At 74.1% G+C, this 12233-nt stretch carries 10 protein-coding genes and 1 pseudogene; all 11 read right to left on the reverse strand.

Translation table 11 applies throughout. The features are described 5' to 3' along the window. Positions 1-147 precede the first annotated feature (147 nt). A complete protein-coding gene (locus tag NCC78_RS18320; RefSeq protein WP_308220922.1) occupies positions 148-723 on the reverse strand; it encodes a DUF6529 family protein in 576 nt (191 codons plus the stop codon). 71 nt (positions 724-794) lie between these two features. After that, entirely contained in the window at positions 795-1553 is a 759-nt protein-coding gene (locus NCC78_RS18325) for a hypothetical protein (RefSeq protein ID WP_250795862.1), read from the reverse strand. A 105-nt stretch (positions 1554-1658) separates the two neighbouring features. After that, positions 1659-2327, reverse strand: coding sequence for a lysoplasmalogenase (locus NCC78_RS18330; RefSeq protein ID WP_250795863.1), 669 nt, complete (start codon positions 2325-2327; stop codon positions 1659-1661). Continuing rightward, on the reverse strand, positions 2324-3169 hold the full coding sequence (locus NCC78_RS18335; protein WP_250795864.1) for a sterol desaturase family protein: 846 nt from the start codon (positions 3167-3169) through the stop codon (positions 2324-2326). The genes NCC78_RS18330 and NCC78_RS18335 overlap by 4 nt, the downstream gene beginning before the upstream one ends. Positions 3170-3297: 128 nt before the next feature. Beyond that, positions 3298-4107 (reverse strand): annotated as a pseudogene (locus tag NCC78_RS18340) (acetylornithine transaminase); the annotation flags it as partial. Beyond that, positions 4104-5048 (reverse strand): acetylglutamate kinase, encoded by a 945-nt coding sequence (argB, locus tag NCC78_RS18345; protein ID WP_250795865.1) that lies wholly within the window; start codon positions 5046-5048, stop codon positions 4104-4106. The pseudogene NCC78_RS18340 and the gene argB, both read right to left, overlap by 4 nt. Beyond that, the gene (argJ, locus tag NCC78_RS18350; RefSeq protein ID WP_250795866.1) at positions 5045-6217 is read right to left on the reverse strand and encodes a bifunctional glutamate N-acetyltransferase/amino-acid acetyltransferase ArgJ; all 1173 of its coding nucleotides are present in this window, start codon (positions 6215-6217) and stop codon (positions 5045-5047) included. Before argJ ends, argB begins: the two co-directional genes overlap by 4 nt. After that, on the reverse strand, positions 6214-7215 hold the full coding sequence (argC, locus tag NCC78_RS18355) for an N-acetyl-gamma-glutamyl-phosphate reductase (RefSeq protein ID WP_250795867.1): 1002 nt from the start codon (positions 7213-7215) through the stop codon (positions 6214-6216). The genes argJ and argC overlap by 4 nt, the downstream gene beginning before the upstream one ends. 115 nt (positions 7216-7330) lie before the next feature. Beyond that, positions 7331-10708: a P-loop NTPase gene (locus NCC78_RS18360; RefSeq protein ID WP_250795868.1), complete on the reverse strand. Its 3378-nt coding sequence runs from the start codon at positions 10706-10708 to the stop codon at positions 7331-7333. 3 nt (positions 10709-10711) lie between these two features. Next, complete coding sequence (locus NCC78_RS18365) at positions 10712-11395, reverse strand: hypothetical protein (protein ID WP_250795869.1); 684 nt, start codon at positions 11393-11395, stop codon at positions 10712-10714. A 198-nt stretch (positions 11396-11593) separates the two neighbouring features. After that, a partial coding sequence (locus NCC78_RS18370; protein WP_504920432.1) for a phenylalanine--tRNA ligase subunit beta-related protein occupies positions 11594-12233 on the reverse strand: 640 nt, incomplete at its 5' end.

The raw sequence follows: 12233 nt of genomic DNA on the forward strand, positions 1-12233 counted from the left end.
CCGGGGCCGGCGCCTGGCCGTACGTCTGGCAGCCGGCCAGCAGGGCGGTGGCGCCCGCCGCGCCGGCGCCGGCCAGCAGCATCCGGCGGGACGGGCAGCACCCGCGGTGCTCGTCGCTCATCGTCGTGCCTTCCGTCGCGGGGTGCGTCACAGCCGGACGCCGAAGGTGGTGAAGTACCAGACCGAGGAGGTCAGCCACACCCCGGTCAGCGCGGTGAAGACGAGCCCGCCGACGACGGGGACGACCCAGCCGGCCAGTCCGCGCCGGGGCAGCGCGAGCATCTTCGTGGTGAACGCCCCGAAGAAGAGGCAGCCCAGCGCCGAGTGCGCCAGCGTCCGCGTGTCGTGGTCGGCGAAGCCGAGCGCGTAGAGGCAGTGCACCGCGACCGGGACGGCCAGCAGGAAGGCCGCCCGGCCGGACCAGCGGTGCACGGCGGGCGCCCAGGACGGGGAGAAGCGCCCGAGCCGCCCCCACATCGCCAGCGCGGAGAGCAACTGCACCACCGCGAGGAGCACGGCGCCGCTGCCCAGCCACACCTTCACCGTCAACGGGCCGGAGAATCCGGCCAGGTTGACCGCGACGCCGGTCGGGGTGTGGATCCGGCCGTAGACCCCCATGGCCACGGCGACCGCCGCGCCGAGGAGCACCGGGACGAGCAGCGACGCCTGCCCGGGATCCATCGGCGCGAACGCGGGCCGCGCCGCGTCGGGGCCGGGCGGCATCTGCACGGGCAGCACCTGAACGGTGGGGCCGTCCCCACCGTCGGGGGGGCCGCTGCGGCGATGGTCCGCCATCACCGACCCGCTTCCGCTGCCGGCACGACGGGCTCGGCGGTGATGGTGACCCCGTTGACGATCGTGCTGCGGAAGGCGGGGTCGAGCGGGGGCGCCGGCACCGGCGTGCCGTTCCAGGTGACCACGCCGATCTGGGTCCCGTCCGGGCGCATGATCCAGCCACCGTCCACGCCGGCGTCGCGGACCGAAGCGGTCGCGCGGTAGAGCACCGGCGCGGTCCCGGCGGCGGCCGTGGCGGTGAACGTCCACCGCCGGGTGCCGACGACCAGCTCACCGGCGGCCTTTCCGCCGTCGACGGTCCCGGTGAGCCGGGCTCCCTCCTTCCCGGTCAGCGCCAGCTTCCCGTCGGTCACGGTGCCCCGGAGCCAGATCTCCAGGCGCCGGCCGTCGCAGACGTACGCCGTGGCTCGGCCGTCCTTGACGGTGAGGGCGATGCTCGCGCCGCTGTCGAGCCGACCGGTCCAGCTGCCGTCCACCGTCGGTGCGGGAGCGCCGGTGGGCGCGTCCGGGGGTTGCGGCGTGGCGGGCGGGGACGCCGGTGGTGAGGCGGCGGCCGGTCGGGTCCCCGGGGTCGCCGGGGCGTCCGGGGAACCGGGGGAGCCCGGGGGAGTCCCGGGCGGCGCCGGGGCGGTGGCCGTCGCGCCGGCGTTCGCGGTCGGCCGCCCGGCGGGCGGCGCCGCCTGCGCGCTCATCGTGAACAGGACGGCGGCCAGCACGCTCCCGGTCAGCAGCGTGAGCAACGGGGTCGAGGGCTTCATGGGCAACTCCCTTCCCCTGGACGTACGGGGATGGCGGCCCGGTCGTTCAACCGACCGCGACATCGCTGCCCGCCGGTCCGCCCGGACCGGCGGGCACCGGGTCGGCTACCGGGCGTCCTCGGCCAGCGTGGTCGGGTCCACTACGGACCGGGTGACGCCGGCGCCGACCCGCTCGCGGCCGTCGGTCCGGGCCGCCCAGCCGGTGGTGATGAGCAGCAGCGCCGCGATGTACGTGGTCATCACGGCCAGGCCGTGCCCGGGCACCGTGGTGCCCGCCGCGCCGAGCCCGATCAGCAGGTCGGAGCCGAGGAACAGCGCCCCGCCCACCGCGACCCGCCGGGAGACCCCGGCCGCAGCGGCGGCCATCAGGCTCAGCGCGAGGCTGTACGCCAGGACGGGCACCCGCAGCGGCCCGAGGGCGTTCCACAGCAGGGCGTTGGCCAGCGCCCACAGCCCCAGGTAGCCGGCGACCGCCACGGTGGGCGGGCGCCGGTGCCGCAGGAAGGCGGTCAGGAAGCTGACCTGGGTGCCCAGGAAGAACGCCATCCCGACGAGGAAGGCGGTGTCGCCGGGCAGCAGCAGCGCGACGTCCCCGGCCGTGGCGAAGACCAGACCCACGGCGACGGCGTCGATCCGGCGTCGCCGGGCCACCAGGTGAGCCAGGAGCAGCGGCGCGAGCAGCGGCTTGGTCAGCCAGCGCAGGGCCGTCAGGTCGAAGGCCACGGCCACCAGCTCCAGCGCGGCCACCACGGCGAACGGCCAGAGCCGCCTCACTGGGCGGGCACCGGACGCGGCTGCGGGTGCGGTGCCGGCTGCCAGCCGGGTCGGCCGAGCACGTAGCCGAGCCGGTGCCGCCACGACGACGTGCTCCGCGCGTCGGCCCAGATGGCCCGGTACTCGTGGGTCGCCACCCGCAGCGGGTTGTACGTCCCGATGTTCTTGGTCAGGCCGTACCGGACGGTGGCCCGCTCCGGCTCGAAGGTGCCGAACAGTCGGTCCCAGATGATCAGGATGCCGCCGTAGTTGCGGTCGAGGTACTCGGTGTTGGCGCCGTGGTGCACCCGGTGGTGCGACGGCGTGTTGAACACCCACTCGACGGGCCGGGGCAGCACGCTGATCCGCTCGGTGTGCAGGAAGAACTGGTAGAGCAGGCTGACCGACTGCTGAAGGAAGATCATCCACGGCGGGATGCCGAGCAGCGCCAGGCCGAGCCAGAAGGGCATCGACGTCATCGGCGTCCAGCTCTGCCGCAGCGCCGTGGAGAAGTTGAAGAAGACGCTGGAGTGGTGCACCACGTGCCCGGCCCAGAGCAGCCGCACCTCGTGGTGTCCACGGTGGAACCAGTAGTAGGCCAGGTCCTCGGCGAAGAAGAGCAGGACCCAGGTCCACACGCTGGTGGGGGAGAGCTGCACCGGCGCGAGCGTGTACGCGGCGGCGTAGACGCCGACGGTCAGCAGCTTCCACGGCACGCCGATGACCTGGCTGCCGACGCCCATGGTCAGGCTGGTGGTGGTGTCGCGCAGCTCGTACCCGCGTTCGTCGTCGTCGGGGGCGAACCGGTAGGAGAGGGCTTCCACGGCGATGAGGAGCAGGAACGCCGGTATGGCGTACAGCACGGCGGGGATCATGCCCGGGCTTCCCTTCTCGGTGCGTCGGTGGTGGTGAGGGGGGCGGTGAGCAGGGTCCGCGCCTGCCGCGCGGCGTCCTCGGCCCGGCCGGCGGCGATGGCGTCGGCGAGCCGGTGGTGCCCGGCGACGTCGAGCAGCTCGGCGGCCCGGCCGAAGGCCAGGCAGGCGCCGATGGGCAGCCCGCCACCGAGCCCCTTGGCCAGGGTCACCACGTCCGGCTCGACACCGTCGGCCTGGTGGGCGAACCAGTGCCCGGTGCGGCCGACGCCGGTCTGCACCTCGTCGAGCACCAGCAGCGCGCCGTGCCGGGCGGTGATGCGCCGGGCGGCGGCGAGGTAGCCGGCCGGCGGGACGACCACCCCGTTCTCGCCCTGGATCGGCTCGACGATCACCATCGCGGTGGCGTCGGTGACCGCCGCCGCCAGGGCGGCGACGTCGCCGTAGGGGACGTGGGTGACCTCGCCGGGCAGCGGGCGGAACGGGTCGGCCTTGGCCGGCTGGCCGGTGAGCGCGAGAGCGCCCATCGTCCGCCCGTGGAAGCCACCCTGGGTGGCGACGACGTGCGACCGGCCGGTGAGCCGGGAGAGTTTGAACGCGGCCTCGTTGGCCTCCGCGCCGGAGTTGGCGAAGAAGACCCGGCCGGGCCGGCCGGCGAGGGCCAGCAGCAGCTCGGCGAGGGCCACCGGCGGCTCGGCGACGTAGAGGTTGGAGACGTGCCCGAGGGTGGCGACCTGCCGGGAGACGGCGGCCACCACGGCGGGGTGGGCGTGCCCGAGGGCGTTGACGGCGATGCCGCCGACCAGGTCGACGTACTCCCGGCCGGTGTCGTCGACCACGACGGCGCCGGCGCCGGCGACCAGCGCCAGCGGCGGGGTGCCGTAGTTGTCCATCATGGACGCGCCCCAGCGCTCGACCAGCGTGCTCATGACCGGACCATGCCTCTCTCGACAGTGGGGGCTGGCCGCTGCGCTCCCGCACTGACCGCGCTCACGACCATCGTGCCGAACCCTTCCGAGGTGAACACCTCCAGCAGCGTGGAGTGGGCGACCCGGCCGTCGACGACGTGCGCGGCGGGCACCCCCTGCCGCACCGCCCGCAGGCAGGCCTCCATCTTCGGGACCATGCCGCTGGACAGGGACGGCAGCAGCTTGGCCAGGTCGTCGGTGTCGATCTCGGAGACCAGGCTGGAGGTGTCCGGCCAGTCGGCGTAGAGGCCGGGCACGTCGGTGAGCACGACCAGCTTGCGCGCGTCGAGGGCGACCGCGAGCGCGGCGGCGGCGGTGTCGGCGTTCAGGTTGTGCAGCACCCCGTCGACGTCCGGCGCGACGGTGGAGATGACCGGGATGCGGCCGGCCGCGATCAGGTCGGTGACCGCCGAGACGTCGACCGACTCGACGTCGCCGACCTGCCCGACGTCGACCGGCTCGCCGTCGACGTACGCCGGGCGGCGCACCGCGGTGAACAGGCCGGCGTCCTCGCCGGAGAGCCCGACCGCGAACGGGCCGTGCGCGTTGATCAGCCCGACGAGCTCCCGGCCGACCTGGCCGACCAGGACCATCCGGACCACGTCCATGGCCTCCGGGGTGGTGACCCGCAGGCCGCCCCGGAACTCGCTGGCGATGCCGAGCCGGCCGAGCATGGCGGAGATCTGCGGCCCGCCGCCGTGCACCACGACCGGCTTCAGGCCGGCGTAGCGCAGGAACACCATGTCGGCGGCGAAGGCCCGCTGGAGTTCCGGGTCGACCATGGCGTTGCCGCCGTACTTGATCACGACGGTCGAGCCGGAGAAGCGGGCCAGCCAGGGCAGCGCCTCGATCAGCGTGGCGGCCTTGGCCTGGGCGCGGGTGAGGTCGGTGCTGAGGCTCATGTCGAGTACGCCGAGTTCTCGTGCACGTACGCGTGCGACAGGTCGTTGGTCCAGATCGTCGCCGCCGCGTCACCGGCGTGCAGGTCGATTTGGATGGTGACGTCCCGCCCGGCCAGGTCGACCTTCGAGCGGTCCTCAGCGGCGGCGCCGGCCCGGCATACCCAGATCCCGTTCACCGCCACGTCGACGGCGTCCGGCTCGAAGGCGGCGGCGGTGGTGCCGACGGCGGCCAGGATCCGCCCCCAGTTCGGGTCGTTGCCGAACAGCGCGGTCTTGACCAGGTTGTTGCGGGCCACCGCGCGCCCCACCTCGACCGCGTCGTCCTCGTCGGCGGCGCCGACCACCTCGACGGCGATCTGCTTGGTGGCGCCCTCGGCGTCGGCGACGAGCTGCTGGGCCAGGTCGTGGGCGGCGGCGGTGACCGCGGCGGCCAGCTCGGCCGGCGTCGGTTCGATGCCGCTCGCGCCGCTGGACAGCAGGAGCACCGTGTCGTTGGTGGACATGCAGCCGTCGGAGTCGATCCGGTCGAAGGTGACCCGGCAGGCCTCGCGCAGCGCGGCGTCGAGGGCGTCCGGCCCGGCCACCGCGTCCGTGGTCAGCACGCAGAGCATGGTGGCCATCGCCGGGGCGAGCATTCCGGCCCCCTTGGCCATGCCACCGACGGTCCACCCGCTGCCCCGGACCACCGTGGTCTTGGGCCGGGTGTCCGTGGTCATGATCGCTTCGGCGGCCGCCAGGCCGCCGTCGCGGGACAGGCCCCGGATCGCCGAGCGTACGCCGGGAAGCAGCTTCTGCATCGGCAGCCGCTCACCGATCAGGCCGGTCGAGCAGACCGCCACCTCGCCGGCGCCGAGCATCAGCCGCGGGCTGACCGAGGTGAGCGCGGCGGCGGTGTGTTCGGCGGTGGCGTGGGTGTCGGAGAAGCCGGCCGGGCCGGTGCAGGCGTTCGCGCCGCCGGAGTTGAGCACCACGACGCGCACCACGCCGCCGTGTACGACCTGCCGGGTCCAGAGCACCGGCGCGGCCTTGACCCGGTTGGCGGTGAACACGCCGGCGACCCCGGCGTCCGGGCCGTCGTTGACGACCAGCGCGATGTCGCTCGCGCCGCTGGCCTTGAGCCCGGCGGCCACCCCGGCCGCCCGGAACCCGCGTGGGGCGGTGACGGTCATGGCGCGATCCCCCAGACGGAGAGGCCGATGGTCTCCGGCAGGCCGACCATCAAGTTGGCGTTCTGCACGGCCTGGCCGGCGGCGCCCTTGCCCAGGTTGTCCAGGGCGCTGAGCACGATCATCCGGCGGGAGTCGACGTCGACGGTGGCCTGCAGGTGGCAGGAGTTGGAGCCGAGGGTGGCGGCGGTGTGCGGCCATGCTCCCTCGGGCAGCACGTGCACGAACGGCGCGTCCGCGTACGCCTCGGCGAGCACCGCCCGTGGGTCGACGCCCCGGGCGGGCACGGCGGTGACTGTGGCGAGGATGCCCCGGGGCATCGGCGCGAGGACCGGCGTGAACGACAGGGCGGTCGCCCCGGTGGCCTGCTTGATCTCCGGCACGTGCTGGTGGGTGCCGACCCGGTAGGGCGACAGGTCCCCCATCACCTCGCTGCCGAGCAGGTGCGGCTTGGCCGCCTTGCCGGCGCCGGAGGTGCCGGAGGCCGCGACGACGACCACGTCGGCCGGGGAGGCGGCGCCGGCGGCGATGAGCGGGGCGAGCGCCAGGGTGATGGCGGCGGCGTAGCAGCCGGTGCTGGCCACCCGGGTGGAGCCGGCGATCAGCTCCCGCTGGCCGGGCAGCTCGGGCAGCCCGTAGGTCCACTGGCCGGCGTGCGTGCCGCCGTAGTAGTGGGCCCAGTCGTAGGGGTCGGCCAGGCGGTGGTCGGCGCCCAGGTCGACGATCCGGACGCCCGGCGGGAGTTGGGCGGCCAGCGCAGCGGACTGGCCGTGCGGCAGGGCCAGGAAGACCACGTCCGCGTCGGCCAGGGCCGCCGGCTCGGTGGCGGCGAGGACCAGGTCCAGCCCGGCGAGCTGCGGGTGTACGACGTCGAGTCGGTGCCCGGCCTGGCTGTGCGCCGTGGCGGCGACCAGGTCGAACTCCGGGTGCCCGGCGACCAGGCGGATCAGCTCGCCCCCGGCGTAGCCGCTCGCCCCGGCGACCGCGACTCGGATTCCCATACTCACCTCCGCATGACTATGCAACGAAGGCTAGCAGCGAAGGTTCCGCACTGCAAGTTCATGCAGTGTGCCGCATACAACTGCAGCGCGGCGGGAGTGGCCGGGGCCGGCCGGTTCAGAGCGGGATCAGTCGGTCCTCCTCCTCCGCCTGCACCATGCGCTCCAGCGCCCGGGTGCAGTGCTCGGCGGCCGACCGGAACTCACCGTTCATGGCCAGCAACCGGTGCCCGATCTCGATCCAGCGCAGGATGCGGCGGGCGATGCTCTGCCGCTCGTCGTCGGTGAAGAAGACCCCGCGCTGCAACCAGTGCGTCCCGTCCTTGACCATCGTGACGATCGTGTGCGGCGACCGGTCGCCCTCCTGCGCGGCGATCCGCTCCAGTTCCCGGAACGCGTCGAGGGCCACGTCGTGCAGGCCGCTGTCGGTCGGATGCCCGCTGGCCCGCCGCAGGCACACCATCGCCCAGGTGGTGACCACCTTGAAGTGGTCCTGCCCACCCTCGCAGCCGCGCGAGGTCTCCAGGTACGTCGCCGCCAGGTCCAGGTTGCGCCGTTCGAGCTCGTACGAGCCGCACTGCAACCAGTAGTGGAAGTCGTCCTTGAGGTAGTCGTGCAGCTGCTGGTAGACGGACCGCACGGACGTCACCGACAGCCCGGACTTCATCATCACCCGGTGGTTGATTAGCGCGACCATGGCCCGGCGGGTCGGATCGTTGCGGTCGGTGATGTCCGCGCCGCGCTGTACGTAGAACAGCAGCAGGCGCTCGAACAGCTCCAGGAAGTACGCCTTGTCGTCCCGGATGAACTTCTCCATCGCCTCCGCGACGACCCGGTGCCGGGTACGGATGTGCCCCGACTCCCGCCGCACCAGCATCCGGCGGCCGGAGACGAGCCGCTCGATCGCCCGGTTGACCACCAGGTCGGGCGGCCCGTCCGAGGCGATCTGCAACAGGGCGTTCTGCGGCAGCGTCAGCGAACGGTCCTCGTACTGCAGCGCCTCGAACAGGCACACCGTCGCGTAGATGTTCCGCTCCCGGGGATCGAGCTGGTCGAACTCGCTGCTGACCCGCTGCTCGAACCGGTAGCCGGTGATCACCTCCACCATGGCGGCCATCAGGTCCCGGTCGGAGACCTGCCGCAGCCGCTCCACCCGCACGTCGTGCAGCCGGTACTGCTTGAGCTTGCCGAGCTGCCGGAACGTCTCCAGGCGGTGCACCAGCGCGTTGAGGTCGTCGTCGGTCAGCCGCAGCGGCGGCACCCGGGTCAGGCCGGCCACCTCGTCGAGCAGGTGCCCACGGGTGCTGCGGATGGTGGCCGCCACGAGCACCCCGCCGCGCTGCCCCAGCCGCGTCACCAGGCGGGCCGCCTCGGCGCCGAAGATGTCGACGTCGTCGATCAGCACGGCGTCCAGACCGAGGTCGACGCACTCGCCGAGGACGTCCTGGCTCGACTTCGTGGTCGCCCGGTCCACCCACCCGACGGCCAGGCCCCGCGCGTGCAGGGCCACCGCGAACTGCATCAGCGTGGTGGACTTGCCGGTGCCGGACCGGTCGTTGAGTACCAGCACCGGTCGGCGCGGCCCGTCGGCCTCGGCCAGTTCGAGCATCGACTTCAGGGTGGACAGCGACGCCGGGATGGACTCCTTCACGTCCCCCCAGGTGGGATCCGTGCCCCGCAGGTACAGGGGGTCACCGGGCGGCGCGGCCTCCAGCAACGTCGACACGAGCTGCACCCCGGCGTTGCGGTCGAGCACCGAGCGCATCCGGGCGCGGAGCTGGGCGCCGCGCCGCATCGGCTCCCGGGAGCTGCCCAGCCGCTCCCGGGCCAGCTCCGCGACGGAGACCGGGATCTGGGCGGACCCGACGCCCGCCAGCTTCCAGGAGGCGGTCGCATCGACGCCCGGCGCGACCACGAACCGGCGCGGCGTGGCCTCCGCACCCCCGTCGCCGGTCAACGTGTCGAGGTAGAGCGCCAGGTGCCGGCTGTCGACGCCACTGGCGGTGAAGACCACCGGGTGGGTGATCAGGTCCGCCTTCATCTGCCGGAACCACTGCGACCGGCTGCCGCGTCCCCGGTCGTCGATGTCGAAACTCACCGGCGCCGTGCTGCTGCCCGGGGCGATGCCGTTCATCGCCACCACCTCGAGCTGCTGGCGGCCCCGACCCGGAGGGTCGCGGTGCGCGTCCACGATTACCACGTTCGCGCCGATCTCGAACCGGGCGGCGAGGTCGTGGAAGACGTTCGTCCCGGTGCAGTCGTACACCCGGTACCAGGGGGCCAGCAGCAGCCGCATCGCCGTGTCGTTGACGGTGGAGCCGTCCGCGACGAGCATGCCGCCGATGGTCCGGCGCACCAGCGACGGATTGACCTGACGCAGCCGTTGCATGACGGCGGCCAGCGTCACCCGTCCGCCGGCGATCTCCGGGGGCAACTGCTCGACCAGCGCGTCGAACACGTCGTCCGGGCTGCCGAGGGGACTGGACCACTCCCCCCGCGACTCGGCCTCGACGCCGGAGGTGAGGACCAGGACGGCCTGGCCGGTGGCCATGACATGGTCGAGTTCCGTGAGCAGGACCGCCGGGTCCGTGCCGACCGGCTCGGACTCCGCCGGTTCGTCGGCCGCCACGTCCAGCGGTCCGGGCGTACGGGCGACGGCGTCGAGGACCGTGGCGCCGCCCAGGTCGACCAGCCCGACCGCCCCGGTCGCCGTCCGGCGGGCCACGAGCAGGTGCGCCCCCGCGTCGGGGGTGAGCCAGCCGTCCGCCTCGGCGGCGCCGGCCCGACCGGCGACCGGCAGCACCGGGCTCGGCAGGTCCTCGGGCAGCGGGGCGGCGATCGGGGCGAAGACCGCGACGGCGTCGACCGGCTCCCGCCACGGGTCGACGACGGCGCTGGTCTGCCGGGCGTGCAGGGTGGCGAGCTCCGGCGGGGAGTCGGCGGTGAGCATCCGGAAGGCGCTGTTGAGCGTGACCAGGCCGAGCCGGACGTCGCCGGAGCCGAGCACCAGCCCACCCTCCCCGGGCATCAGCCCCGGCCGCCATCCGCTCTCGGTCGCATACCCGTCGTACCACTGCTGGAAGGGGCGGAAGCCGGTGCGGATCGCGTCCCGCACGTCCGGGGTCTCGTCCGCCCAGAAGTTGTCCCGCACCATGGGCCACCAGTCGACCAACGACCGGACGGTCACCAGGGCGCCGGACATCGGGGTGCGGTCGCCGGGGCCCGGCACCGCCAGCACGGCCGGCAGCTCCGTCGGCACCGGCGCGTCGCAGCACTCGGCGAGGATCCGGTCCACCAGCTTGGCGACCGCGGCGAACTCGTCGTCGCCCGCCGACGTGGTCAGGTCGCCGACGAGGACGACGGCGTCCAGTGCGCCGCCCGCCTCGTGCAGGCGGGCCACGGCGGCGGCGCAGCCGTCCGCCAGGTCGTCCGCGGCGGACGCCACCGACGGCACGGCCCGGACGATCAGCAGCGTGGGATGGGTGTGCAGTGCCACGGCTCAGTCCTCCCTGGTCAACGCGGCCGACACCGCGCTTCTCGGAATTCGTACGGTGACGTCGCGTCGGTCGCCGCAGCGGTCGAGCCGCACGGAGACGAACTGCCCCGACAACGAGAGCACGTCGATCTCCCCGTCGACCCTCGACTCCCCGGTGCCGCAGAGGGAGCGCAGGGTGGCCTGTCCCTCCGGCCCGAGGATCAGCGCGCCGCGGCGGGACTTGTCGGGATGCTCGACGAACAACGCCGAGCCGAAGGTCAGCACGGTCACCGCGAGGGCCACCACCGACGCCACGTTGGCCGTCCGCTGTCGACGGTCGACCTGCCTGGCCTCGTCGTCGCCGCGCCTGAGCACCTCCGCGATGAGCGACCGGGCGTCGCGCGCCTCCCGGGCGGCGGTGGGGGCGGCGGGCACGATGGTCGCGATCGCGCGGACGTAGAGCACCGCGGCCAGCAGCCAGAGCGCGACCGCCGCGCAGCCGCCGACACGGGTCACCGGCGCGGTGGTGGCCAGCGACGTGAGGGTGAACGTGGCCACCAGCGCGCCGGCGAACACGGTCACGACCGACTGCGCCGCCTGGGCCCGGGTGCGCGCGCCCGCGGCGGCGCGTACCCGGTCCGGGTAGTAGGCCTGGACGACGGCGTCCTGCACCGATGTCAGCAGCGGCTCGGCGGGCGAACCCGACATGGGAGCCCCCCGTCATGTGGTCGTCGACGGACTGTATGCACCGCCCGGAGGCATCGGCGCGCGTCTGTACGAATCCCGACAGGGGGATCACCCTGGGGCACCACGAGCCCCGCCACCCGGCCGATCGGGCATCGGCTGAAACGCCGACGAGGGCCCTCCCCGCACGACACGTGCGGGAAGGGCCCTCGTCGTGGACCGTTAGGCGCCGCGCAGGGTGGCGCCGTGCAACTGCGCCGCGCGGGCGACCGCCGCGTCCCGGGCGGCCACCGCCTCCTCGACCGTCAGCGTCCGGTCCGGAGCCCGGAAGGTGAGCTTGTACGCCAGCGACTTGCGCCCCTGGCCGAGCTGCTCCGAGGCGTACACGTCGAAGAGGCGCACCCCCTCCAGCAGCTCGCCGGCGCCCTCGACGAGGGCCCGCTGCACCTGTGCCGCCGGCACCGAGGCGTCCACCACGAGCGCCACGTCGATCAGGGCCGGCGGGAAGCCGGAGACGACCGGCGCCGGCGCCACCGGCGCCGCCGGCAACGCGTCCAGGTCCAGCTCCATGGCACTGGTACGCCGCGGCAGCTCCAACGCGGCCACGACCGTCGGGTGCAGCTCACCGGCGTGCCCGACCACCGTGCCGTCGACCAGCAGCTCGGCGCAGCGCCCGGGGTGCCACGGCGCGTACTCGGCGGCCCGGATCTCCACCCGGTGCTCGGGGATGTCGGCGGCGGCGAGCACGGCCCGACCGGCCTCGACGGCGTCCGCCCAGCCGGCCGCCCGGCCCGCGCCCCACCAGCCGGCCGGTTCGACGTCACCGGCAAGGACGACGGCGACGTGCCGCGGCTGGTCGGGC

This window comes from Micromonospora phytophila (assembly GCF_023656545.1).
Classification (GTDB): Bacteria; Actinomycetota; Actinomycetes; order Mycobacteriales; family Micromonosporaceae; genus Micromonospora; species Micromonospora phytophila.